Source organism: Rhodococcus gannanensis, from assembly GCF_042681175.1.
Lineage (GTDB): Bacteria > Actinomycetota > Actinomycetes > Mycobacteriales > Mycobacteriaceae > Rhodococcus_G > Rhodococcus_G gannanensis.
In genome coordinates this window covers 420,171-444,154 of record NZ_JBHUFB010000007.1, presented here as the reverse complement: position 1 = coordinate 444,154, position 23,984 = coordinate 420,171, and the positions used below count along the sequence as shown (strand labels likewise).

Sequence of the window (23,984 nt, the reverse complement as noted above, 5' to 3'; positions counted from 1 at the left end):
GTGCCCGAGCCGCCGACGTCAGGAGATGGAATGCCGCAACCCAATCACCTCCCGGGCCCCAACGCCGACATCTGGGACTGGCAGATGCACGGCCTCTGCCGCGGCGTCGACTCCTCGATGTTCTTCCACCCCGACGGCGAGCGTGGACGGGCCCGCGCCCAGCGCGAGATGCGGGCGAAGGAGATGTGCCGGCAATGCCCTGTACTCGCACAGTGCCGCAACCACGCCCTCACGGTCTGCGAACCGTACGGAATCTGGGGCGGAATGTCCGAAGCCGAGCGGGAGGCGCACACGCGCCGATTCCGCCAGAAGATCGCCTCCTGACGAAGGCCGAGCAACGAGAAGAGCCCCGGGCGGATGACCGCCCGGGGCTCTTCTCGTCTTGGTGCCTAGTGGCTGTGGCCGTGTCCGTGGCCCGCGGCCTCCTCGACGACCGGCTTGTCGACGACGGCGGACTCGGTGGTGAGCACCATCCGCGCGACGGACGCCGCGTTCACGACCGCCGAGCGGGTCACCTTGACCGGGTCCACGACACCGTCGGCGAGCAGGTCGCCGTAGGTGAGGGTCGCAGCGTTGAAGCCGTGGCCCTTGGGTGCCTCGGAGACCTTGTTCACGACGACCGAACCGTCGAGACCGGCATTGGTCGCGATCCAGTACAGCGGCGCCTCGACGGCGGTCCGGACGACCTCGACACCGGTCGCCTCGTCACCCGAGAGCGATGCGGCGAGCTCGGTCAGCGACTGCGCGGCCTGCACGATGGCGGAGCCGCCACCGGGCACGATGCCTTCCTCGACCGCGGCCTTGGCTGCGTTGACGGCGTCCTCGACCCGGAACTTGCGCTCCTTGAGGTCCGTCTCCGTGGCGGCACCGACCTTGATGACGGCGACGCCGCCGGCCAGCTTCGCGAGGCGCTCCTCGAGCTTCTCACGATCCCAGTCGGAGTCGGTGTTCTCGATCTCGCGCTTGAGCTGACCGACACGGCTGTCGATGTCGGACTGGGTGCCTGCACCGTCGACGATGGTGGTCTCGTCCTTGGTGACGACGACGCGGCGAGCGGAGCCGAGCAGCTCGAGGCCCGCGTCCTTGAGCGTGACGCCCATGTCGGCAGTGATGACGGTGCCCGCTGTGACCACGGCGAGATCCTCGAGGAACGCCTTGCGGCGGTCGCCGAAGTACGGCGCCTTGACGGCGACGGCCTTGATGGTCTTGCGGATGGAGTTGACGACGAGCGTCGACAGGGTCTCGCCCTCGATGTCCTCGGCGATGATCAGGACCGGCTTGCCGGACTCGGCGATCTTCTCGAGGAGGGGCAGGAACTCCGGCAGGGAGCTGATCTTCTCGCGGTACAGCAGCACCAGCGCGTCCTCGAGGACGGCCTGCTGCGCCTCGACGTCGGTGATGAAGTAGGGCGAGAGGAACCCCTTGTCGAACTGGACGCCCTCGGTGACCACGAGCTCGGTCGCGAGGGTCGAGGACTCCTCGACCGTGACGACGCCGTCGGTGCCGACGCGGGTCATGGCCTCGCCGACCAGCTCGCCGATCTCGGCGTCACGGGAGGACACGGTGGCGACCTGCGCGATCGCCTCCTTGCCCTGGACCGGGGTGGCGGCGGCGAGCAGCGCCGCGGCGACCGCGTCGGCCGCCTTGGAGATGCCCACGCCGAGCGCGATCGGGTTCGCGCCGGCCGCGACGTTGCGCAGACCGGTCTTGACCAGAGCCTGCGCGAGGACGGTCGCGGTGGTGGTGCCGTCACCGGCGACGTCGTTGGTCTTGGTGGCGACGGACTTGACGAGCTGGGCGCCGAGGTTCTCGAAGGGATCCTCGAGCTCGATCTCGCGGGCGATGGACACGCCGTCGTTGGTGACGGTCGGGCCGCCGAACGCCTTGGCGAGCACGACGTGCCGACCGCGGGGTCCGAGGGTCACCTTGACCGCATCCGCGAGCTGGTCGACGCCACGCTCGAGAGCGCGGCGTGCGGTCTCGTTGAATTCGATCTGCTTGGACATAAGTGCTGTTACTCCTGGGAAGGTCGGCGAGCCGTACCTGCGGAAGGTGGTCCCACAACGCGATCCGCCCCGGGTCCGTGGACGGAACACCGGGGCGGATGCATGTGGCTACTTGGAGATGACAGCCAGCACGTCGCGCGCCGACAGGATCAGGTACTCCTGGCCGGCGTACTTGATCTCGGTTCCGCCGTACTTGCTGTAGATGACGGTGTCGCCCTCCTGGACGTCGAGCGGAATGCGCTTCTCGCCGTCTTCGTCCCAGCGGCCGGGGCCGACTGCGACAACAGTGCCCTCCTGCGGCTTCTCCTTGGCCGTGTCCGGGATGACCAGGCCAGAGGCCGTCGTCGTTTCGGCCTCGTTGGCCTGGACGAGGATCTTGTCCTCGAGCGGCTTGATGTTCACGCTCGCCACGATGAGCCCTCCACTTTCGGGGAATTCGGACGCCCCGGGGCTGTTCCCCTGGGCGTGTCGTCTGTTCACGCATGTGGCCCTGTCTCCCGATCGCGTCGTCGCGGGTGCCGTGACCGGGTCAGCGCCAACTAGCACTCTATACATGCGAGTGCCAGCACTCAAGGGAGGAGTGTGCGGACACTTCTCGCGTCCCGGCGAGATCCCCCCGCGTCATCCGGCCGTCGCCTACAGTTCACCGCGTGGCCAACCTGAACAGGCGTGACTTCCTCGGACTCGCAGGCATCGGCGCGGCGGGCGCGCTCGGCATCGGAGTCTTCGGTGCCGGAGCACTCGGACGCTCGCCGTGGGGCACCTGGCACGCGGGCGCCGCGGAGCTGCCCGCCTCGTTCGCGGGCACGACACTGGAAGCCGTCGCGACGCCGGTCGGGTCGAGCGGATATCGCAGACTCACCGCGGGACCGGGCTGGCCGACGGTCGTCCGCGGCGAACTGGCGGAGGCGAAGTCGGGGCGCGAGGATCGCCGGACGGCGCTGGCGTCGCTGGTGCAGCTCACCGACGTGCACGTGATCGACGCGCAGTGCCCACTGCGGTTCGAGTACATCGCACCGTTCAACGGGTCCGCGTTCCGACCGCACGAAACACTGACGACGCAGGGCCTGGTATCGCTGGTGCAGCGCGTCAACTCGGTCGGAGCGGGTCCGCACACCGGACGCGCGTTCGATGCGGTGGTGACGACCGGCGACAACACCGACAACAAGGAACACGCCGAACTCGGCTGGTTCCTCACCGCACTGAACGGCGGCACGTTCGTTCCGAACACCGGAGCTGCGGACCGCTACGAGGGCGTGCAGAACTCGGGTTCGGAGCTGTTCTGGAATCCGGAGTCCTCGATCCCGGACGTCTACAAGCAGGCGGGTTTTCCCGAGATCCCCGGGCTGCTCGGCGCGGCGCTCACGCCGGTGACGAGCCCAGGTCTGGACACCCGTTGGTTCTGCGTCTTCGGCAATCACGACGATTCGGTGTCGGGCACCCTCCCCAGCGGCATCGGGCCACTGGACGCGATGTACACGGGCGACCTCAAGATCGAGGTGCCGACGCCGGAGGAGTCGCTGTCGGTCTCGATGGCCATGAAGTCGGGGCCGGGCGCCGTCCTGAACGCCCTCGCCGCGGTCACCACTCCCCCGCGTCGCGTCACCGCGGACCCGTCGCGGGCGCCGTTCACACCTCGGCAGTTCATCGCGGCCCACCTCGACCCTGCCAACACCGGCCCCGGCCCCGTCGGGCACGGATTCGCACCGGATGCCGCCGAGTCCGGAATCGGCTACTACGCATTCGAGATCGCACCCGGCGTGGTGGGGATCAGCATGGACTCGACGAACCCGGCCGGATTCGTGGACGGCTCCCTCGGCGACGCCCAGTTCCGGTGGATCGAACGGACTCTCGTCGACGGCAGCAGCCGGTACTTCGACGTCGACGGCCGCGTCGTCGAGCAGGGCAGGCAGGACACCCTGTTCCTGCTGTTCAGCCACCACACGAGCACCTCGATGGACAACCTGATCCCCGACCCGGCGAATCCATTCGAGGCGCGGCACGGCGGCAACGAACTGGTGGCACTGCTGAAGCGGTTCCCGAACGTGCTCGCCTGGGTCAACGGTCACACCCACGACAACAGGATCACGCCGCATCCGGGACCGACACCCGCGCAGGGGTTCTGGGAGATCAACACCGCCTCGCACGTCGACTTCCCGCAGCACGCCCGGATCGTGGAGGTCGTGGACAACGCCGACGGGACGCTGTCACTGTTCACGACGTTGATCGAGGCCGACAGCCCCTACGAGGCGCGACACGGCGACTTCTCGCCCATGGGCCTCGCGTCGCTGTATCGCGAGCTGTCCTTCAACGACATCCACACCGATCCTGCACGACTGGGAGGCACGACCGACCACAACACGGAGTTGCTCCTGCCGTCTCCGCGGTCGTGACCAGCGCAGATCACATTCGCTGATTGTTGCACGCTGGATGCAACTAATATAGCGTCGGTCCCGTGCAGCTCACAAAGTTCACCGATCTCGGGCTGCGCGTGATGATGCGACTTGCCGTCGCTCCCGGAGGCGGAGGCCTGACGACAGCTCAGGTGGCCGACGAGATGTCGATCCCGTACACGCACACCACCAAGGTGGTGCTCCGGCTCAAGGAACTCGGCATGGTCGAGGCCCGCCGTGGTCGGGGCGGCGGGCTGTCGATCACCGAGAAGGCCCGATCCACGTCGATCGGCTGGCTCACGCGCCAACTCGAGGGCGACGACGAGGTCGTCACCTGTGAGGGTGCCACTCCGTGCCCGCTGCGCTCCGACTGCCGCCTGCGCGGCGCGCTACGACGCGCCCAGAACGCCTTCTACGAGTCACTCGACTCGATCACCGTCGACGACCTGGTGTCGTCGTCGGCCGGAACCGTGCTGTTCCAGCTCGCGATTCCGTCCTGACAGAGCACGGTCAGCCCTCGTCCGCCTCGGTGTCACGCCGCCTGCGTCCCTCCTGGACGGCGGCGGTGACCACCCGCACACCCGCCGCGATGAGCACCAGGTTCCCGACGATCTGCACGGTCACCAGGGCGCGCGCGGCCTCCGTCTTCGCGACGATGTCACCGAAGCCGACCGTCGAGAAGCAGACGAGGGTGAAGTACAGCGAGTCGATCCGGGACATCTCCTCGGAGAAACTGCCCATCGACCCGACCGACACCAGGTGGTAGATCGTCGCGAAACCGAACAGGTAGGTCGGGACCGACACGGCCAGCGCCTCGATCGACTGGAGCGCTGGGTACGGCGCGGCGAGGATGCGGCGCACCTGCCAGACGAAGACCGCGACCACGATCACCAGGCACAGCAGGACCGCGCCCAGCGCCGTGAGCGATTCGACGCCCTCCATCGGGACGGCGAAGTAGACACCGAGCAGGATCAGGACCGTGACCAGCGGCCGGACGAGGGCCCGGCGGAACAGTCGCCGCCGCTCCTTCTGCGGTAGGTCCCCGAGCCGCTCAGTCGCCATCGACCCGGGACTGACTGACGGTGACGGACAGTCCGGGGTCGGTGGCGACGGTCAGGGGGGACGGCCGCGCGCCGCCCGCGATGACGTGCGCGCCCAGTGCAGCGATCATCACGCCATTGTCGGTGCAGAGACGCGGTTTCGGGATGCGAAGCGTCAGACCGGCCGCGTCGCACCGCTCCTGCGCCAGCGACCGGATCCGCGAGTTCGCCGTCGCGCCGCCGCCGAGGACCAGCGTGTCCACCCCGACATCGGTCGCCGCGCGCACCGCCTTCATGGTCAGCACGTCCGCGACGGCCTCCTGGAACGACGCCGCGACGTCCGGGATCGGCACCGGCTCCCCTGCCCGCTCGCGAGACTCGACGTACCTGGCGACTGCCGTCTTCAGTCCGGAGAACGAGAAGTCGTGGCGGGCGTCGCGGGGGCCGGTCATGCCGCGGGGGAAGGCGATCGCCTTCGGGTCGCCGTCGCGGGCCGCGGCGTCCAGTGCGGGGCCGCCGGGGAAGCCGAGCCCAAGCAGGCGGGCGACCTTGTCGAACGCCTCGCCCGCCGCATCGTCCACGGTGGTCCCGAGTTCCTCGATCGGCTGCGCGAGGTCGCGGACGTGCAGGAGGTGGGTGTGCCCGCCCGAGACGAGCAGCGCCACGCACGGCGGCATCGGCCCGTGCTCGAGCGTATCGACGGCGACGTGGCCGCCGAGGTGGTTGAGGGCGTAGAACGGCACGTTCCAGGCGGCTGCGTACGCCTTCGCTGCGGCCGCGCCTACGAGCAGCGCGCCTGCGAGCCCGGGGCCGATGGTGACGGCGAGCGCGTCCGGCTTGGCGATCCCGGCCTGCGCGAGCGCGCGGCGCATCGTCGGCACGATCGCCTCGAGATGCGCCCGTGACGCGACCTCGGGGACTACGCCGCCGTAGCGGGCGTGCTGGTCGACGCTCGACGCGACCTCGTCGGCGAGCAGTTCACAGGTGCCGTCCTCGTGCCACCGGACGATCCCGACTCCCGTTTCGTCGCAGGAGCTTTCGATTCCCATCACGATCACGGCTGCTGCTCCTCGGACGCTGTCGACGGGTGCGGCCGGCGCATCGTGTACGCGTCGGCCCCACTGGGCTGGTAGTAGTTTCGGCGGGTTCCCACGACCTCGAAACCCTCGCGCCGGTACAGGGCGAGTGCGGCGTCGTTGTCGGTGCGGACCTCCAGGAACACCGGGCCGCCGTGCCGGTCGGCCAGGCGCAGCAGCTCGGCGAGCAGCAGGGAGCCCAGTCCGCGGCGGCGGTGCGCCGGGTCGACACCGATGGTGTGGACCTCCGACTCCGGCGTGAAGGTGTTGCCCAGCAACGCGATCCCGGCGTAGCCGATCACGACGTCGTCGCCGTCGCGCACCACGACGTACCGGTTGTGGGAATGGTCGAGTTCGGAGCGGAACGCGTCCGCGCTCCACGGACCGTCCCCGGCGAACAGCAGCGACTCGAGTTCCGCGCAACGCTCCGCGTCGTCGGGGCGCATCGCGGTGAGTGCGTCGCTCATTTCTTCCGGTCCGCCATCTCGACCGCATCGGGGCGCCGAAGGTACAGCGGGACGAGCGGTTTCGGCTCGTCTCCCGCGAGCAGGTCCGCGGCGGCGACCGCCACCAACCCCGCAGGCGACGGCGACGGCGTGCCCACGACAGGCAGGTCGAACAGGGAGACGTGCGCTTCCGAGCCTGCCACCACGACCGACGGCTGCGGCTCGAGATCGGCGGGCTTGTCGACACCGGGACCCGCGACCCGCGCGCCACCCGAGTACCGGGCCCAGTACACCTCACGCCTGCGGGCGTCGGTGACCACCAGCAGGTCGCGGTCGTCGGCGGTGTCCGCGGCGATCGCGTCCAGGCTGCACACCCCGTACACGGGGCGACCGAGCGCGTCGCCGAACGCCGCGCCGGTCGCCATGCCCACCCGCAGGCCGGTGAAGGGCCCGGGACCGATCCCGACGACGACGGCGTCGAGGTCGGTGGGCGCGAGCCCTGCCTCTCCGAGGCACTCCATGATGTGCGGAGTCAGGACCTCGGCATGAGCGCGAGCGTTGACGGTGACCCGCGACGCCAGGGTCCGGGGGGCACCGCCGTCCAGGCGGACCACCCCCGCGGTGACGGCAGGGGTGGAGGTATCGACGGCGAGTACGAGCACGGTTTACCAGAATACCCGCACGTCAGTGTGGGTATTCACGAGACCCGACCCCACTGTGCGGTCCGCACGTCGGACTCGGGTTCGCGGCGCAGCCGGACCAGCAGATGCCGGTCCGTCAGGTGCTCGACGATCCCCTCGCCCCACTCCACGACGACGACCGCGCCGGCGAGGTCGGTGTCGAGGTCGAGCGCGTCCAACTCGTCGAAGGTCGCGGCGCGGTCGGCACCGAGACCGAGTCGGTAGGCGTCGACGTGCACCATCGCCACCGGGGCCCCACCGTCGGGGCGCTCCCCCGCCCGGTGCTCGCGGGCGATGATGAAGGTCGGCGAACTGACCCGGCCCTGCACCCCGAGACCCGCGGCGATTCCCCGGGCCAAGGCTGTCTTGCCGGCACCGAGCGGACCGTCGAGGACGACGAGGTCACCGGCGACGAGGTCGACGGCGAGCCGGCGACCGAACGCCTCGGTGTCCTCGACCGTCGGGAGGTGGATCACGGCGTGCTCCCGCAGGGCATCCTCTCGGTCAGCCACCGATCCCCGCCTCTCGCTCGTAGTCCACGGCCTCGGCGGCGCGGGTCACCAGCCGGTCGATCGCATCCGTACATCGGATGGGGAACTCCAGCTGAACGAGGTGTCCACCCGAAACCACCCGCACCAGTTCGCAGTTCGTCAACGCGTCGGCGAGCGTCTCCGACTGGGAGAACGGCAACACCATGTCGGCGTCACCGCACAGCACCAGCGCAGGCAGGTCCGCGATCACGGGGACAGCCGCCGACTCGTCGTGCAGTTCGATCGACTTGAGGAAGTTGACGATGGTGGTCACGGACGTCTCGTTCAGCATCCGGTCCGAGAATCGGTGCAGCGACGGGCTGACCTCCGTACCGAACGATGCGGCACGCATGATCGGGGCGATGATCGCACGAGCTGCGCCCCGGCCGAACTGCACCAACCCGGGTGCGGTGCGGACCGCGAGCCGGAACGCGTCGATGACCGGGTTGTCCAGGTTGCGGCTGAGCCCGGTCTTGTTCAGGCCCGCTGCGGCCGTCGCCAGCAAGCCGACGCCGATCACCCGGGTACCGAACAGCTCGGGCACCTGCCGTGCCAATGCCAGGATGGACATGCCGCCCATCGAGTGCCCGACGAGGACGACCGGGCCTGTCGGTGCGACCGCCCGCAGCACCGCGTGCAGGTCCCGGCCCAACTGGCCGATCGTGCACGACTCGGCGCTCGGAGTGCCCGAACGTCCGTGTCCACGCTGGTCGTAGAACACCATCCGCACACCGTCTCCCCAACGGCGGTGCAACTGTTTCCGCTGGAAGTGCCAGGAGTCCATCCGCAGGCAGTACCCGTGGACGAACACGACCGTCAGCGGCGCGGTCGCCGGACCCACCTCACGCACCGCCAGGGTGACTCCGTCGTCCGCGACGACGAGGCTCCCGCGGTCGCTGTCGAGCAGGCCGAAGTCCTCGTCCGCGTACCGATCGCGGCCGCGTCGCGACTTCTCCGGTTTGGTGTGGACTGCCCGCACGCCCGCGAACGCGCCCACTGCGGTCGCGACTCCGGCACCACCGAGCACGCTCCGCCGCCCGAGCGGCGTCATCGGACGCCCGTTCCGGCGCTGCCGACGTAGCTGCGCGCCACGCGGCCCCGCACGCCCGTGACCACCTCGTAGTGGATCGTGTCCAGCGCGTCGGCCCATTCCTGCGCGACGGGCCCGCCGTCGTCGCCGGGGCCGAACAGGATCGCGGTGTCGCCCTCCGCGACCGATCCCGGATCGGGACCGAGGTCGACCACGACCTGATCCATGCACACCCGGCCGATCTGGGGGAATCGGCGCGAACCGATCTGGACGTCGAACCGGCCGCTCAGCGATCGCGGCACGCCGTCGGCGTAGCCGACCGGCAGCAGCGCGACGGTGGTGTCGCGGGGCGCGATCCAGGTGTGCCCGTACGACACCCCGGCCCCCGCCGGAACCTTCTTGACCAGTGCGATTCGAGCGCGCAGCGTCATGGCGGGGCGCAGCCCGAAGCCGCCGAGCTCGGGTACCGGCGACAGCCCGTACAGCGCGATTCCGGGACGGACCATGTCGAACCGCAGGTCGGGACGGGTCAGGGTCGCGGCGGAGTTGGCCAGGTGCACCCGGTCGGCGCGCAGGCCGAGCCGTGCGGCACGCGCGACCGCGTCACGCAGCACCTCCGCCTGCACGTCGATGACGGGGTTGTGAGGCTCGTCGGCGTGCGCGAGATGCGAGAACACTCCGCCGAAGCGGATCGCGCCCTCGGCCTGTGCGCGGGCCAGCCCGTCCAGCAGGGCGTCGAGTTCGAACGCCGACACGCCGTTACGGTTCAGACCGGTGTCGACCTTCATGGACACGGCGACTGTCGTGCCCACGCTGCGAGCGGCGTCGACCACCGCGTGGAGGTGCCGCGGCGAGGACACCGCGATCTCGACGTTCGCGGCGACCGCGGGACGGAAGTCCGTGTCTGCGGTGTGCAGCCAGGACACCACCGGCGCGGTGATTCCGGCCTCGCGCAGCGCCACGGCCTCGTCGACGGTGGTGACACCGAGCTCGGTCGCCCCCGCTGCCAGCGCGGCCCGGCCGACGGCGACGGCACCGTGGTTGTAGGCATCGGCCTTGACGACGGCCATCACTCCGGCGTCCCCGGCGTGCTCGCACAGCAACCGGACGTTGTGGGCGACGGCGTCGAGGTCGACGAGTGCTTCAGCCTGCGGTGCAGGTCCGGACGACGACGCCCGCGGTGCGGGCGCCAACGAAAAGGCACCCGCCTCGGGGACGGGTGTCGGTCGGTCACTGTGCGCGGCGATGATCATGATCCTTCGATACTGCCACCGGGTGCCGTTTCACCCCAACGGCCCGGCCCGCCGTTCGGGTCACATTCCGAGCACTGTTTGCGCACGGAGCACCCGAACAGCTGCTCTGACCTGCGACAACAGTGCGACGGCGGAGATCGGCGCGGCAACCTCGGAGCCCTCGCCGGAGGCCAGTGCGGCGGCGAGCGAATGGGCTCGAGCTCCCATGGCCGCCGCGGTCGTGACACCGAGGCCCGTCGAGAGCAGCGCCCCGATCACGCCCGACAGGACGTCGCCCGAGCCGGCGGTCGCGGCGGCCGAACCGGCTGCGTCGTTGACCAGTACCACGCCGTCCGGACCCGCGATCACCGTCGCCCGCCCCTTGAGCAGGACCGTCACGCCCCACCGTGCGGCGAGGTCGCGGGTGTGCGCGACGCGGTCGTCGGCAGGGTCGACACCGGTCAGTCGCTCGAACTCGCCCGCGTGCGGTGTGAGCAGGGTCGGCGCGCTGCGGCCCCGGACGAGTGCGGGATCTGCGGCGAGGACGGTGAGGGCGTCGGCGTCCACGAGGACCGGCAGGTCGGTCGCGAGCACGTCTTGCACGAGCGCACGCCCGTCCTCGTCCGTGCCAATCCCCGGTCCGACCACCCACGCCTGCACGCGGCCGGCGGACCCGAAGCCGTCCGCGGCGACCACCTCCGGCCAGTGCGCGAGCACCTGCGACGCCACCGGTCCGACGTAACGGACCATCCCGGAGGTCGCCGCGACGGCGCCACCGCAGCACAGGACCGCGGCGCCCGGATACCCGGCGCTGCCGGCCACGACACCGACGACGCCCTGGCTGTACTTGTCGTCCACGGCACCCGGGAGCGGCCACCGCTCCCCGACCTCGGCCGGGGTGAGGGCGGCGAGGTTCGCGGCGGGGAGGTCGAGTCCAATGTTTATCAACTCGACTCGGCCGCAACGACTTCCGGCGAGCACGTGCACGGGTTTGAGTGCACCGAACGCCACGGTCACGGCAGCGGTCACAACGGGACCCGTCACCGCCCCGGTGTTCGGGTCCACGCCGCTGGGCAGGTCGACGGCGACGATCGGGGCGCGGACCGACGCGACGAGTGCGGCGGCCGCCGGTCGGAGTGGCCCGCGCCCGGAGATGCCGACGATGCCGTCGAGGACCAGGTCCGGGTCCCCGACCTCGTCGGCGACCCGTCCGCCTGTCGACCGCAGTGCGGCGAGTCCGGCGGCATGGGCGCGGTCAGGATCCAGCAGCACCGCCGTGACCGCGACCCCGCGCTTCCGCAGTATCGCCCCGGCCCACAGTGCGTCGCCGCCGTTGTCTCCGGAGCCGACGAGCAGCGTCACCGACCGGCCCGCGACACCGCCCGTGCGCGAGCGCAGTTCGGCGGCGACCACCCCGGCGAGGCCGTGCGCGGCGCGGCGCATCAGCGTCCCCTCCGGTAGGGCGGCCAGCAGCGGCGCCTCCGCCGCCCGAACCTGATCGACCGTGTGGAACTCGCGCACCGGGCGTCCTCCCGATCTGTGCTGTGAGTGATCTTCATCCCGGGTGGGGTGAAGATCACTCACAGGCGGCGCAGCCGCGTCACTCGACGGTGACGGACTTCGCCAGGTTGCGGGGCTTGTCGACGTCGTATCCGCGGGCGCGGGCGATCTCGGCCGCGAACACCTGCAGCGGCACCGTCGACAGCAACGGCTGGAGCAGTGTCGGCGCCGCCGGGATCTCGATCAGGTGATCCGCGTGCGGACGCACCATCTCGTCGCCCTCCTCGGCGATCACGATGGTCCGGGCACCGCGCGCCTTGATCTCCTGGATGTTGGAGACCAGCTTCGAGTGCAGCACCGCGCGGCCCTTCGGCGACGGCATCACCACGATGACCGGCAGGCCCTCCTCGATCAGGGCGATCGGGCCGTGCTTGAGCTCGCCCGCCGCGAAACCCTCCGCGTGCATGTACGCCAGCTCCTTGAGCTTGAGCGCACCCTCGAGCGCGACCGGGTAACCGACGTGCCTGCCGAGGAACAGCACGGTCGTCGCGTCCGCGAACTCCCGGGCCAGCGCGCGCACCGGTTCGACCGTGTCGAGCACGCGCGTGACGAGGGCGGGCATCGCCTCGAGCTCGGCGAACTCGCGGGCCACCTCGTCCGGGTACTTGGTGCCGCGCGCCTGCGCGAGCGCCAGTCCGACGAGGTAGTTCGCGGTCACCTGGGCGAGGAACGCCTTCGTCGACGCGACGGCGATCTCCGGACCGGCCCGCGTGTAGAGGACGGCGTCCGCCTCGCGCGGAATCTGGGCGCCGTTGGTGTTGCAGATGGCGAGCACGCGGGCCTTCTGTTCCTTCGCGTGCTTGACGGCCTCGAGCGTGTCGGCCGTCTCACCCGACTGGGAGACGGCGACGACCAGCGTCGAGCGGTCCAGAACGGGGTCGCGGTAACGGAACTCGCTGGCCAGCTCGACCTCGACGGGCAGGCGGGTCCAGTGCTCGATCGCGTACTTCGCGAGCAGACCCGAGTGGTAGGCGCTGCCACACGCGACGACGAACACCTTGTCGATGTCGCGCAGTTCCTGGTCGGAGAGTCGCTGCTCGTCGAGCACGATCTTCCCGCCCTCGAAGTGTCCGAGCAGCGTGTCGCCGACCGCGGCGGGCTGCTCCTCGATCTCCTTGAGCATGAAGTAGTCGTGGCCGCCCTTCTCCGCGGCCTCGAGATCCCAGTCGATGCGGAAGGGCCGGCCCTCCGACTCGTTTCCGGCGAAGTCGGTGATCCGGTAGTCGTCCGCCGTGATGACGACGACCTGGTCCTGTCCGAGCTCGATCGCGTCACGGGTGTGCTCGATGAACGCCGCGACATCCGAGCCGACGAACATCTCACCGTCACCGACACCGACGACGAGCGGCGTGGACCGGCGGGCCGCGACGATGGTGTCCGGGTGGTCGGCGTGCGTGAACACCAGCGTGAACGCGCCTTCCAGCCGCTGCAGCACCTTGAGCGTGCTGGCCACGAAGTCGCCCGCGGTGTCGCCCTCGGCGTACGCCTGGGCCACCAGGTGGACGGCGACCTCGCTGTCGGTGTCACTGAGCAGTTCCACACCGGCGGACTCGAGCTCGTGCCGCAGCGGAGCGAAGTTCTCGATGATGCCGTTGTGCACCACCGCGAGCTTGCCGCTCGCGTCGCGGTGCGGGTGCGCGTTCCGGTCGGTCGGGCGTCCGTGCGTCGCCCATCGGGTGTGCCCGATACCGGCGTTGCCGGTGAACCTGTCGACACCGGTCTCGTCGAGTTCGGCGGTCAGGTTGTCCAGCTTGCCCGCCTTGCGCTCGACGGCGAGCCCACCGGCTCCGTCCAGGACCGCGATCCCTGCCGAGTCGTAGCCGCGGTACTCCATCCGCCGCAGCGCCTTCACCACGACCCCCTGGGCCTGGCGGTGGCCGACGTATCCCACGATTCCGCACATGGTGCACAAGCCTACTGGGAACCGGCACCCACGAGTGCCTCGAGGTGGGAGGGCTGGCCCACACCGCAGGCGCCCTGCCTGCGATCAGCGGGGTCCCGCAGGCCCCTTGCCGAACCGCGCGGTGCAGACGCCGTCCTTCAGTGTGACGGCGACCTGCAGGATGTTCGCTCCGCCGTCCACCGGCAGCAGCGGGGAACTGTAGTTCGCGCAGGTGTCGGACTGCGGGTCGGTCACCGGTACCGGCGCCGCGATCTCGAACCACGGACCGGCCCCGAGGGTGTCGTTCACGAGGAGCACCTTGCCGCTGCGCGGGTCCCGCTTCCCGTCTCGGTCGATCAGCGACTGACCGCCGAGGACGAGCCGGGTCCCGAGGGGGCCGCCCGCGAGCGCGGTCAGGTACGGGGAGTGCTTGAGCCTGCTGCCGTCGAAGGCGATCACCTGGATGCCCTGGTCGAGCACACCGTTGCCCCACCACAGCCCGGTGTCCGAGAAACGCAGGTAGGGCGTGCAGCGGTCCTGGCCGATCTCGCAGATCTCGTGGGTGGAGGCCAACCGGCCGTCGGGCAGGCGGGCGATGGTCGCCATCCCGGGCCGCAGGCCCAGCTCACCGTTCGCCTGCACCACGTGCCGTCCCCACCAGTTCACGCCGTCGATCGTGGCGACCCGGCTGATCACCTGCGAGTGCGCTCCCTCGGTCTCGTCCGCGTAGTAGAGCCACAGCAGTCCGGCGTCGACGGTGAACTCGGGTTCCCACACCCCGCCCCCGCCGGGGGACCGTGCCGCGACTCCCAGCGGCGCCCAGGTACGCCCACCGTCACCGCTGGACCAGACCTTGATGCCGACCTTGGCGTCGTGACCCGGCAGGTAGCCGACGGTCCCCGCCCACAACAGCGTTCCGGCGGGGAGGAATCCGACCTGCTGCGGCATCTCGAACAGCGTCGCGCAGCACTGCCCGTGCACGGCCTCGGGGTCCCGGACCGCGCCGATCGGGTGGAAGCTGGCACCCTCGTCGGTGCTCTCCAGGATCTGGGTGAAGTCGCCGCCCGCGTCCCGGGAGGTCAACGACGCGACGATGGCACCCGTGCCGAGCCGGGCGAGTCTCGGATACTGGCCGACGCCGAGCACCGCCGGGTCCGGGGCCGCGGACTGGGCTCCTGCGGTCGCGGGCACGGTCAGTGCCGGTGGGACGACCACCCCGAATCCGAGCGCGAGAACCAGAACCAGACCACGAAGCGCACGCCGCATGTACACCGTCTTTCGCGTCCACGGATACCGGGAAGTCGAACAGCCGAGTCATTCAAACAAGAGAGCGGCTGCTTCCGGTGGCGTTTGCGGTGAATTCACTCGGTGAATTCACCGAAGCCGGATTCGCAGTCGACGAGGAACTCGGCGAAGGCGGGCCACATCGTGTCCCGGGCCCGACGTCCGGTCAGTACCCCGAGGTGCCCGCCCGGGTACGCCCCGAACCGCACCGCGGGCGCACCGCCGACGAGGTCGACGAGGTGCCGCACGGCGGGTTCGGGCGCGAGCCCGTCACCGGAACCCGCGATCACCATCACCGGCACGTCGATCGCGCCGAGATCGACGTCACGGCCGGCGATCCGCATGTGGCCGGTCGCGAACTCGTTCGACCGCATGATGACGTGGTACAGCTGCCCGAAGGTCCGCCCCGGATACGCGTACATGCTGTTCATGAACCGGTCGACCGCCTCGATCTGTTCGAGATGGTCCCGGTCGTCGAGGTTGGTCAACACCGCCCACGGCCGGGTGAGGTACTTGTCCACGCTGGCGATCTTGAACCCGAGGCTCGTCAGCGGCGCGGGAACGATCCCGAGCACCCGGTAGAACGGCGCGACCGTGTACGGGCCGAACACCCGGTCCAGTGGGCGCAACGTGGCGAACAGCGGCACCCGGCGCAGGTCGAAGGGGCTCGCGATCGGCGTCACCGACCGCAGCGGCAGCTCGGGATGTGCCGCAGCGGTGAAGATCGCGAAGATCCCGCCCAGCGACCAGCCGGCCAGGTGCACGTCCACACCGCCGGCGTCGGCGCTGACGACCCGGACCGCGTCGGGGACGACGTCGTCGACCCAGTGCTCGATGCCGCGGGAGCGGTCCTCGAAGTTCACCGGGCCGTAGTCGACGACGTACACGTCCCGGCCGGTGTCGGCGAGGTACGCCACGAAGCTGCATCCGCGGCGCAGGTCGAACGCGATCGACGTGGCCGCGAGCGGCGTCACGAGCAGGACCGGAGCGCCCGTGGTCACACCGTTCGGCGGCCGGAACCGCCGAATCGTCCGCTCGGGTGTCGAGTCGACCACCGTCGAATCGGTCGGGCGCAGGTCCGCGAGTCCGTCCGAACCGAGGCGGGCGCGTACGTTCGCCGCCGCCCGCGACAGGTTCCGGGGCACCGGAAGTCCCATCCCGCCCATCACCATCACTCCAGAACCACCGTCTTCGTTTCCGCCCTGCACCTGCTGCCGACGACCCTAGAACACCACCGACCGGGCCCCGCCCGACGGACGCACCGCCCCGCACGGGCACAGCCGTGCGGCCTCGCACGGTGACCGGCCGATCGGATACGGTTCTGCTCGTGGCGCCGACTCCCAAGAACCTGGTCACCCGACTGTCCAAGCGCGGACCGAATCCGGTGTTGCACGGTGACCTGGCACTGGCCGGACTGCCCGGGTCCGTGTACACGCCGGCCGAGGGCTTCTCGCTGCCCGCGGTGGTGTTCGGGCACGGCTGGATGACCAGCGCGGCCCGGTATCGCGAGACGATGATCCACCTGGCCTCGTGGGGCATCGTGGCTGCCGTCCCGGACACCCAGCGGTCTCCGGTCGCCTCCCATCTCGCGCTGGCCGCGGATCTGCGCAGCGCCGCCGACATCGTGGCAGGGGTCCGGCTGGGTCCCGGCATGATCAGCGTGGCCGCAGATCGGGTGGCGTTCGCGGGGCACGGCATGGGCGGTGGTGCCGCGGTGATCGCCGCCGCCGACCACGGTGCGCCCGCGGTGGCCGCGGTCTTCCCGGCGCCCACCGCGCCACCGGCCGAGGTGTTCGCAGCGCGGCAGGGCGGTCCGGCGCTCGTCCTCGCCCCCGCCCGTGACCTCGACTCGATGAACTGCAATGCGCGCGCGATCGCCGAGGCGTGGGGTGGTCAGGCGATTCTTCGGAGCGTCGACAAGGCCTCTGCGAGTGGCCTTCTCGAGGGGCGCGCCCTGCTCGGCGCGTTCGGGCTCGGCAAGTCGGAGCGCGGAACCCAGCGGGTGACCCGCGCCCTGCTCACCGGATACCTGCTCTATCACCTGACCGGTGACACGCAGTACGCGCCGTTCGCGACGCCCGACGTGGAGATCCCGCACACGACCCTCGTCCCCGAGGCCGCCGACGAGGATCAGACCAGCCACCTGCTCGGGTAGTCGCCGGTCTCCTCCGGCACGATCTCGGCACGGTCTCCGTGGTCACCGACCGCGGCCACCCCGGATCCGCCTTCGCCGGCAGCGTCTACGTGCTCGGCTTCGGCGATGGCCGATTCCGCCGCCGCGCGATCGGCCTCCCCGATCGCCGCCTCCGCCCGGGACAACGCCGACGTCAACGCCGCGCGCAGCCCGTCGAGTCTCACACCGGGTCCGTTCCGGCCAACGTTCCGGCCCCCGCCAGTTCGGCTCCCGTGTCGGTGTCGTGGGACGGTCCGTTACCCGGCTCCGCGTCACGGGCCCGCCGGGTACCCACGCCCGGTACCTGTCCGACCGTCGCCGGGACGTCACCCGGTCCGTCTCCGGTCGGCACGTCCCGGGCCACCAGCGGCTCAGCGGGCGGCGCGACGGGTTCGGGATCGGTGTGGTCGGCCGAGTCGGCCGCGGGACGCTCGTCCGGTACCGGATCCTGACGAGGTTCGGCCTGCTGCCACATCTCGGCCACGGCGGCTTCCACCGCGCGGCGCGCCTCCTCGACGACGTCCTCGACGGCGGCGATCAGATCGGTCATCGCCGCCAGGCAGGCCGTCGCGTGTGCGGCGAGCACCGCGGGAGACCAGTCCGGGTCGGTGTCCTCGGTGCGCTGCCCGAACGTCCTGCCGACGAATTCCGTTCTCGCCAGCGCCGCTTCGCGGATCAGGTCGCCCGCGTCGTCGAGGGTGCGCGCGGTGGCGAGGACTGCGACACACTCGGCTCGGGCGATTGCCTGGTGCCGGGTCAGCGTGGCGAGCGCGGCGTCGGCCGCGTCACCGGACCAGGCCCCACGCAGGCGTGCCACCGCCTGCTCCTGCGCGAGGAGGTGGGCCCGCATCACGGCTGCAGTCGACCGCAACGCCTCGGCGTCGGCGTGGAGTCCGTCGGCGTCGAGCGCGGACGCGGCCCGGTAGCGGTCGAGGAAGAGTCCGGCCTCGTCTCCCATTCCGGCTCGTCCGGCGACACGCACGAGGTACGCCAGCCCCGCTGCCTCCGCTGCGAGGAGCACGCCGGTCACAGCGCCAGACGCCCGATGCTCGCGGCAGCGGCCGCATCCTGCTCCCGGTACCTGTCCGCAGTCCCGAACAGCAGCGCGGCGTCGGTCGCGGTGCGCCGAGCCCACCGGCGGATGCCCTCTGCCAGCGGCTCACCACCGCACTCGACGGCCACCTCGACCCGGTCCGCGAGCAGTGCCAGCTCGCCCGCCGAGTCGACGAGCGCGGCCGCCACCGATCGCACGGTCGCGTCCTCGAACTTCAGTTCCCCGCCCACGTTCCACTCCCCTGCCCGTCGGTCACTGGATCAGACGCAGCGGAGGCCCGTTCGGTTCCCCTGAGTTGTCCGGGTCAGACGGAGGCGACCCGGTCCGCGAGACCGTCCGCGAGCGCGCGGGCGACCTCGATCTCGGTCGCCTCGACCATGACCCGGACCAACTGCTCGGTGCCCGACGGGCGCAGCAGGACCCGGCCGGTGTCGCCGAGTGTGCGCTCGGCGTCGGCGACGGCGGCGAGGACCTGCGGCGCGACGGCGACCGCGGCCTTGTCCGTGACCTTCACGTTCACGAGAACCTGTGGCAGGACCTGCATCACGCCGGCCAGGTCGGCGAGAGTGGAACCCGTCTGGGCCATCCGGGCCATCAGCCGCAGACCGGTGAGCACGCCGTCGCCGGTGGTGCCGAATCCGGGCAGGACGACGTGCCCGGACTGCTCACCGCCGAGGCTGAAGCTGCCCGAGCGCAGTTCTTCGAGGACGTAGCGGTCGCCGACCGCGGTGGTGCGCACCTCGATGCCGGCTTCCCGCATCGCGATGTGCAGACCGAGGTTGCTCATCACCGTGGCGACGAGGGTGTTGCCCGCGAGTTCGCCCGACTCGCGCATCGCGACCGCGAGGATCGACATGATCGCGTCGCCGTCGACGACGGTGCCGTTCGCGTCGACGGCGAGGCAGCGGTCGGCGTCGCCGTCGTGGGCCAGACCGAGGTCGGCGCCGTGCGCGACGACGGCGGCCTGCAGGTCCTCGAGGTGCGTGGAACCGCACCCGTCGTTGATGTTGTAGCCGTCGGGGGCAGTGTGGATCTCGACGACGGTCGCGCCTGCGGCACGGTAGGCGGCGGGGCCGACCTCGGAGGCGGCGCCGTTGGCGCAGTCCACGACGACGGTGATGCCGTCGAGTGCGCGGCCGCCCTGTGCGCGACCGAGGTGCTCCAGGTAGCGCGATGCGGCGTCCTCGGCGCGGACGAGACGGCCGATCGCGGCGCCGGTGGGGCGCGGGATCAGGTCGTGGTCCGACAGCGCCGCCTCGATCCGATCCTCGGACTGGTCGTCGAGCTTGTGTCCGCCTGCGGCGAAGATCTTGATGCCGTTGTCGGGCATGGGGTTGTGCGAGGCGGAGATCATCACGCCGAGGGAGGCGTTGTAGGCGCCGGTCAGGTGGGCGACCGCAGGGGTCGGGAGGACACCGACGTCGATGACGTCGACGCCGGCCGAGCACAGTCCGGCGGTGACGGCGGCGGCCAGCATCTCGCCGCTGGCCCGGGGGTCACGTCCGACGACGGCGGTCGGGCGGGGAGTGCCCCGCTCGGACAGTGCGAGCACCGATGCCGCCGCGCTCGCTATCCGCAGCGCCAGCTCCGCGTCGAGATCCGCGTTTGCGAGACCTCGTACACCGTCCGTACCGAACATTCGACCCATGAATGAAGACCCCTTGACGTTCGTGGTGTTCTCGGCGATTTCGTGTTTCTACGCCAAGAGCAGGCGTCCGGTGTTGCTGGACGCCTGCTCTCGGTGAACAGGTCCCGGCCGCCGCCGCGGGGGCGGGGCCGGTGCCACATCAGCGCTTCGAGTACTGCGAAGCCTTGCGGGCCTTCTTCAGGCCGTACTTCTTGCGCTCGACGGCGCGCGCGTCACGGGTGAGGAAGCCGGCGCTCTTGAGCGCGGGACGGTCCTCGGGGGTGACCTCGATGAGGGCGCGGGCGATGGCGAGACGCAGGGCGCCTGCCTGGCCGGACGGGCCGCCACCGGTCAGCAGCGCGGTGATGTCGAAGGACTCGGTGCGCTCGACGGTGACGAGCGGAGCCTTGATCAGCTGCTGGTGCACCTTGTTCGGGAAGTAGTCCTCGATGGTGCGGCCGTTGAGCTTGAACTCACCGGTGCCGGGGGTCAGGCGGACGCGGACGACCGCCTCCTTGCGACGACCGACGGTCTGGATCGGGCGATCGATGTAGATCGGGGCAGCGGGGGCGACAGCCTCCTCGGCCACGTACTCCTCGACGGCCTCGGGCTCGGCGGCGAACTCCTCGACGACGACCTCGGCGGTCTCGACCTCAGGGGTCTCGTTCTGCTCGCTCACTGGGCCACCTGCTTGATCTCGAACGGAACCGGCTGCTGCGCGGCGTGGGGGTGATTCGGGCCTGCGTAGACCTTCAGCTTGCCTGCGATGGCGCGGCCGAGCTTGTTCTTCGGGATCATGCCGACGACGGCCTTCTCCACGAGACGATCGGGGTTGTTCTCGAGCACCTCGCCGACGGAGCGGGACTTGAGGCCACCCGGATGTCCGGAGTGGTGGTGCAGGAACTTGTCCGTGCGCTTGTTGCCGGAGATGGCAACCTTGTCGGCGTTGATGATGACGACGAAGTCGCCGCCGTCAACGTTCGGGGCAAAGGTGGGCTTGTGCTTGCCGCGCAGCAGGTTCGCTGCCTGGACGGCAAGGCGGCCGAGCACCACGTCGGTGGCGTCGATGACGTACCACTGTCGGGTCACGTCACCAGCCTTCGGGGCGTAGGTAGACACAGCTACTTCCTCGTCAACTAGTTCACTGCTGGCCGTGGCGCTGCGATGCGGAGTCGTCCCCGGCGGCCAGTGGAGACCCGGGGACCCGCGTGACGACGGCACCCGAGAGTGCGCGACGTATCGCACGCCAGCGGACAACCTTACCGGCAGGCTCGGAGCAGGTCAAAGCGAGGTAGCGCGCCTCACGTCGAGGGATCGAGCCGGCCGCGCGCCTCGGCCCGCAGCTTGAGCAGATAGAAGCCCGAGAACGTGGCGACGACGAGCCAGACCACGGCGACGACCACGTCGAGCGTCCAGATGCCGACCACGGCACCCACCAGGCCGGCGAGAAAGACACAGGTGGCGATGATCTTCGGGAGGACCTTTTTCGAGGGGGACGGAGCTGTGGCCATCGAGAGCACCTACTCGAAGGGAGGTTGTCGCACGCCGTGCGTGCCCGGATCACCTCGGACGGTAACAACGACCGCGGTCACGGCGTCGGAGGCTCGCCGGGCGTCTCTCCTCCACCCCTACTGCGTGGTGGACGCTCCGCGCTGGGCGAGCATGACGCCCATCAGCCCCGCCTCCTGACTCTGCGATTGCATCGCGCCGCGGGCGACCTCCTTGACCGGGCCGCCGGTCAACAGCAGATCCGCGGTCCTCGACATCTCGACTCCGCCCGCGTGATGACGCTGCATCAGCTGCAGGAAGAGCACCTCGGCGTCGCGGCCGTGCGCCGCGGTGAGGGCGTCGAGCTCGGCGGGTGTCGCCATGCCGGGCATCGCCGTCCCCGGCCCCGGTGCGGCACCGGCGTGCCGGTGGCCCGATCCGGCATCGACCATCCAGTTCATCGGGGTCGGGTTGGTCGGCGCGGCCTCGGCGAGCCGCAGCCACCCCTGCAGGGTGCCGATCTCGATCCGCTGGGCGTCGCCGATCTGCCGGGCGAGGGCCGCGACGGCCGGGTCGACGTCGGGCGCGAGACGGTTCACCATCGCCAGCGCCTGCTGGTGGTGTGCGGCCATGTCCTGCACGAACCCGACCTCGACGTCGTCCAGCACGGGTCCCGCCACGGACTGCTCGGGGATCACCAGCGGGCGCAGCGCCGCACCCACCACGAGCAGCAACAGCACGAGTGAGGCGACGGCGAGTCCGCGGACGATCCGGGTCATGATCCGATGGTCGACCGCTGGTCGGTGGGCGGCGTGTACACGTCGGGGTCGAGTCGCAGCGTCATGAAGCCGTTGTCGGAGCACGCGACCCACAGCTCGTCACCACGCCACTCCGGAGGCGACGAACACCAGTCGGTGGACAGGTCTCCGCCGACGACCATGCCCGAGCGACTGCTCGTGGCCTCGCCCGGATCGAACGCGCCGGCGGCCACCGACTGGATCACGCCGGGCAGGCTGAGGAACGGAACCCCGGCGAGGGAGGCGAGGGCGTGGGCGGAGTTGGGGCGGTCGGCGGCGCGGCCCGTCATCGCGGGCGGGTTGTAGTAGGCGATCTCGCGGACCTCGAAGGGATCGCGCACGTCGAACACCCGGATGCCGGACGAGAACCAGCCGCAGGCGAGCGCGGTCGGGTTCCGAGGACGGTCCGCGGCGCAGTAGTGCGACTCGTAGGCGAACAGCGAACCACCCATCCCCGACGCGATCTGGCTGTCGACGTTCTCGGGCAGGTTGATCTCCAGCTTGATCGAGTTCACGACCTCGGGGTTCGCGTCGTGGGCGACGTCGATCAGCTTGACTCCGCCCGATCCGGCCTCGTTGACGGTGAAGAGGTACGGATGTCCGTCGTAGGAGACGGGAATGCTGTGCTGAGTTGCCCAGCCGTCGGTCCACGACATCTTCGACAGCTGCGGAACCTGCGGGTTGACGTCACGCCGCTGCACCGCACTGGTGTCGAGGACCGTCAGGCCACCGAAGTTGTTGGACAGGTACAGCCGGTTGCCGTCGGGACTGACCCCGAATCCGTGGCCGGACAATCCGATCCAGCCCTGCCAGATCACCTTCGGCACGGTCGGGTCGGTCAGGTCCACGGCACTGAGCACACCCTCGACACCCGACGTCCAGTAGGTCCTGCCGTCCGGGGAGAAACCTCCCTCGTGCGCGGTGATCGGCAAGGGCATCTGGAGGCTGGTGCCGGGCCCGGGGTTGAGCAGGCGGGGGTGGGCGCAGTCGGAGACGTCGTACACCGACAGCACACCCGCCCCGATCAGGGCAGGGACTCCGGTGCCCACCAACAGTTTCCGGCCCGCGTGCACCTTGAGGCTCTCCCAGGTCCCGGCCACCATCGCCGGTTCCGTCAGCGCCACGGTGGGCACCGGGTTCGCCGGGTCGGAGACGTCGACGACCTGCACGCCCGGGGACTGTCCGAGAAGGGCACTGGGGAAGACCGACCCGAGGTACGCGCAGTGGTCGTAGGACGCCGAGACGATGCCGGTGCCCTGGCCCGCGAACTCCCCGACCCTCGTGATGTTGCAGTCGTAGCCCTCGGTGCTGCGCCCACTGTCGCGGTCGGCAGCGGGCACGTCGCCCTGCAGTCCCGTCTCGGGCCGCGAGTCCGGGCCGCACTCGGCTCGCGCGGCGGCGACCCGGCCGACGTCGAGGTTCTCCCGCACCACCCCCGCGGTGTCCCTGGCCGGCGCGGCTGCCGCGACCGCACCCAGTGGCAGCAGCAGCGCGACCGCGGCCAGCCCGAGTGTGATCCGCCGCCGAACTCCGTTGTCCGTGTTCATCGTTCGCCCCCTCCGATGGTCCCCACATGACCGGTTCCGAGCGCGCACGCTCGGGCCACCTGTCACATCGCCGTCCCGACGGTAGTGCATTCCGCTCGACTTATTGACACTTTCGACAAGTTCTGTCTAGTTTTGTCCC

At 70.4% G+C, this 23,984-nt stretch carries 26 protein-coding genes; 4 read left to right on the top strand and 22 right to left on the bottom strand.

Annotated features, from left to right (window positions below; genetic code table 11):
- Window positions 1-30: 30 nt before the first annotated feature.
- A complete protein-coding gene (locus tag ACFSJG_RS05750; RefSeq protein ID WP_007535260.1) occupies window positions 31-324 on the top strand; it encodes a WhiB family transcriptional regulator in 294 nt (97 codons plus the stop codon).
- A gap of 65 nt (window positions 325-389) precedes the next feature.
- Here the strand turns inward: ACFSJG_RS05750 and groL are convergent, their stop codons facing one another.
- On the bottom strand, window positions 390-2,006 hold the full coding sequence (gene groL / locus ACFSJG_RS05745) for a chaperonin GroEL (protein WP_378484236.1): 1,617 nt from the start codon (window positions 2,004-2,006) through the stop codon (window positions 390-392).
- Window positions 2,007-2,114: 108 nt separating this feature from the next.
- A complete protein-coding gene (gene groES / locus ACFSJG_RS05740; protein ID WP_007535256.1) occupies window positions 2,115-2,417 on the bottom strand; it encodes a co-chaperone GroES in 303 nt (100 codons plus the stop codon).
- A 239-nt stretch (window positions 2,418-2,656) separates the two neighbouring features.
- Between groES and ACFSJG_RS05735 the strand changes: the two genes are divergently transcribed.
- Window positions 2,657-4,399: a TIGR03767 family metallophosphoesterase gene (locus ACFSJG_RS05735; protein WP_378484235.1), complete on the top strand. Its 1,743-nt coding sequence runs from the start codon at window positions 2,657-2,659 to the stop codon at window positions 4,397-4,399.
- Window positions 4,400-4,461: 62 nt separating this feature from the next.
- The gene (locus ACFSJG_RS05730; RefSeq protein WP_378484234.1) at window positions 4,462-4,899 is read left to right on the top strand and encodes an RrF2 family transcriptional regulator; all 438 of its coding nucleotides are present in this window, start codon (window positions 4,462-4,464) and stop codon (window positions 4,897-4,899) included.
- Between the two features lie 10 nt (window positions 4,900-4,909).
- Here ACFSJG_RS05730 and ACFSJG_RS05725 read toward each other — a convergent pair whose 3' ends face one another.
- From ACFSJG_RS05725 to ACFSJG_RS05675, 11 genes are all read right to left on the bottom strand, one after another.
- Complete coding sequence (locus ACFSJG_RS05725; protein WP_378484233.1) at window positions 4,910-5,461, bottom strand: potassium channel family protein; 552 nt, start codon at window positions 5,459-5,461, stop codon at window positions 4,910-4,912.
- Window positions 5,451-6,497 carry a tRNA (adenosine(37)-N6)-threonylcarbamoyltransferase complex transferase subunit TsaD gene (gene tsaD / locus ACFSJG_RS05720; protein WP_378484232.1) on the bottom strand — a complete coding sequence of 349 codons (1,047 nt, stop codon included), beginning with the start codon at window positions 6,495-6,497 and terminating at the stop codon, window positions 5,451-5,453. Before tsaD ends, ACFSJG_RS05725 begins: the two co-directional genes overlap by 11 nt.
- Window positions 6,494-6,982 (bottom strand): ribosomal protein S18-alanine N-acetyltransferase, encoded by a 489-nt coding sequence (gene rimI, locus ACFSJG_RS05715; RefSeq protein WP_378484231.1) that lies wholly within the window; start codon window positions 6,980-6,982, stop codon window positions 6,494-6,496. Before rimI ends, tsaD begins: the two co-directional genes overlap by 4 nt.
- The gene (tsaB, locus tag ACFSJG_RS05710; RefSeq protein ID WP_378484230.1) at window positions 6,979-7,623 is read right to left on the bottom strand and encodes a tRNA (adenosine(37)-N6)-threonylcarbamoyltransferase complex dimerization subunit type 1 TsaB; all 645 of its coding nucleotides are present in this window, start codon (window positions 7,621-7,623) and stop codon (window positions 6,979-6,981) included. Before tsaB ends, rimI begins: the two co-directional genes overlap by 4 nt.
- A gap of 35 nt (window positions 7,624-7,658) precedes the next feature.
- Window positions 7,659-8,153: a tRNA (adenosine(37)-N6)-threonylcarbamoyltransferase complex ATPase subunit type 1 TsaE gene (gene tsaE, locus ACFSJG_RS05705; RefSeq protein WP_378484229.1), complete on the bottom strand. Its 495-nt coding sequence runs from the start codon at window positions 8,151-8,153 to the stop codon at window positions 7,659-7,661.
- Window positions 8,146-9,222, bottom strand: coding sequence for an alpha/beta fold hydrolase (locus ACFSJG_RS05700; RefSeq protein ID WP_378484228.1), 1,077 nt, complete (start codon window positions 9,220-9,222; stop codon window positions 8,146-8,148). The genes tsaE and ACFSJG_RS05700 overlap by 8 nt, the downstream gene beginning before the upstream one ends.
- Window positions 9,219-10,454: an alanine racemase gene (gene alr / locus ACFSJG_RS05695; protein WP_378484227.1), complete on the bottom strand. Its 1,236-nt coding sequence runs from the start codon at window positions 10,452-10,454 to the stop codon at window positions 9,219-9,221. The genes ACFSJG_RS05700 and alr overlap by 4 nt, the downstream gene beginning before the upstream one ends.
- A 60-nt stretch (window positions 10,455-10,514) precedes the next feature.
- A complete protein-coding gene (locus tag ACFSJG_RS05690; protein WP_378484226.1) occupies window positions 10,515-11,954 on the bottom strand; it encodes an NAD(P)H-hydrate dehydratase in 1,440 nt (479 codons plus the stop codon).
- 79 nt (window positions 11,955-12,033) lie between these two features.
- Complete coding sequence (gene glmS, locus ACFSJG_RS05685) at window positions 12,034-13,896, bottom strand: glutamine--fructose-6-phosphate transaminase (isomerizing) (protein WP_378484225.1); 1,863 nt, start codon at window positions 13,894-13,896, stop codon at window positions 12,034-12,036.
- An 84-nt stretch (window positions 13,897-13,980) separates the two neighbouring features.
- Window positions 13,981-15,141, bottom strand: coding sequence for a sialidase family protein (locus tag ACFSJG_RS05680; RefSeq protein ID WP_378484224.1), 1,161 nt, complete (start codon window positions 15,139-15,141; stop codon window positions 13,981-13,983).
- A gap of 95 nt (window positions 15,142-15,236) precedes the next feature.
- The gene (locus ACFSJG_RS05675) at window positions 15,237-16,316 is read right to left on the bottom strand and encodes an alpha/beta hydrolase (protein WP_378484223.1); all 1,080 of its coding nucleotides are present in this window, start codon (window positions 16,314-16,316) and stop codon (window positions 15,237-15,239) included.
- A 170-nt stretch (window positions 16,317-16,486) separates the two neighbouring features.
- Here ACFSJG_RS05675 and ACFSJG_RS05670 point away from each other — a divergent pair, with 170 nt between their 5' ends.
- Window positions 16,487-17,314, top strand: coding sequence for a dienelactone hydrolase family protein (locus tag ACFSJG_RS05670; RefSeq protein ID WP_378484222.1), 828 nt, complete (start codon window positions 16,487-16,489; stop codon window positions 17,312-17,314).
- On the opposite strand, the gene ACFSJG_RS05665 is transcribed toward ACFSJG_RS05670, so the two are convergent.
- The 9 genes from ACFSJG_RS05665 to ACFSJG_RS05625 form a co-directional block, all read right to left on the bottom strand.
- Window positions 17,290-17,517, bottom strand: coding sequence for a hypothetical protein (locus tag ACFSJG_RS05665; protein ID WP_378484221.1), 228 nt, complete (start codon window positions 17,515-17,517; stop codon window positions 17,290-17,292). The genes ACFSJG_RS05670 and ACFSJG_RS05665 overlap by 25 nt on opposite strands.
- Window positions 17,514-18,362, bottom strand: a complete 849-nt coding sequence (locus tag ACFSJG_RS05660; RefSeq protein WP_378484220.1) for a hypothetical protein — start codon at window positions 18,360-18,362, stop codon at window positions 17,514-17,516. Before ACFSJG_RS05660 ends, ACFSJG_RS05665 begins: the two co-directional genes overlap by 4 nt.
- Entirely contained in the window at window positions 18,359-18,616 is a 258-nt protein-coding gene (locus ACFSJG_RS05655; RefSeq protein ID WP_378484219.1) for a hypothetical protein, read from the bottom strand. The genes ACFSJG_RS05660 and ACFSJG_RS05655 overlap by 4 nt, the downstream gene beginning before the upstream one ends.
- A gap of 74 nt (window positions 18,617-18,690) precedes the next feature.
- Window positions 18,691-20,034 carry a phosphoglucosamine mutase gene (gene glmM, locus ACFSJG_RS05650; RefSeq protein WP_378484218.1) on the bottom strand — a complete coding sequence of 448 codons (1,344 nt, stop codon included), beginning with the start codon at window positions 20,032-20,034 and terminating at the stop codon, window positions 18,691-18,693.
- A gap of 139 nt (window positions 20,035-20,173) precedes the next feature.
- Window positions 20,174-20,692, bottom strand: a complete 519-nt coding sequence (gene rpsI, locus ACFSJG_RS05645; protein WP_007535218.1) for a 30S ribosomal protein S9 — start codon at window positions 20,690-20,692, stop codon at window positions 20,174-20,176.
- Window positions 20,689-21,132, bottom strand: coding sequence for a 50S ribosomal protein L13 (rplM, locus tag ACFSJG_RS05640; protein WP_007535216.1), 444 nt, complete (start codon window positions 21,130-21,132; stop codon window positions 20,689-20,691). The genes rpsI and rplM overlap by 4 nt, the downstream gene beginning before the upstream one ends.
- A gap of 182 nt (window positions 21,133-21,314) precedes the next feature.
- Window positions 21,315-21,524: a hypothetical protein gene (locus tag ACFSJG_RS05635; protein ID WP_378484217.1), complete on the bottom strand. Its 210-nt coding sequence runs from the start codon at window positions 21,522-21,524 to the stop codon at window positions 21,315-21,317.
- A gap of 117 nt (window positions 21,525-21,641) precedes the next feature.
- Entirely contained in the window at window positions 21,642-22,280 is a 639-nt protein-coding gene (locus ACFSJG_RS05630; RefSeq protein WP_378484216.1) for a DUF305 domain-containing protein, read from the bottom strand.
- Entirely contained in the window at window positions 22,277-23,845 is a 1,569-nt protein-coding gene (locus ACFSJG_RS05625; protein ID WP_378484215.1) for an LVIVD repeat-containing protein, read from the bottom strand. The genes ACFSJG_RS05630 and ACFSJG_RS05625 overlap by 4 nt, the downstream gene beginning before the upstream one ends.
- Window positions 23,846-23,984: the final 139 nt, after the last annotated feature.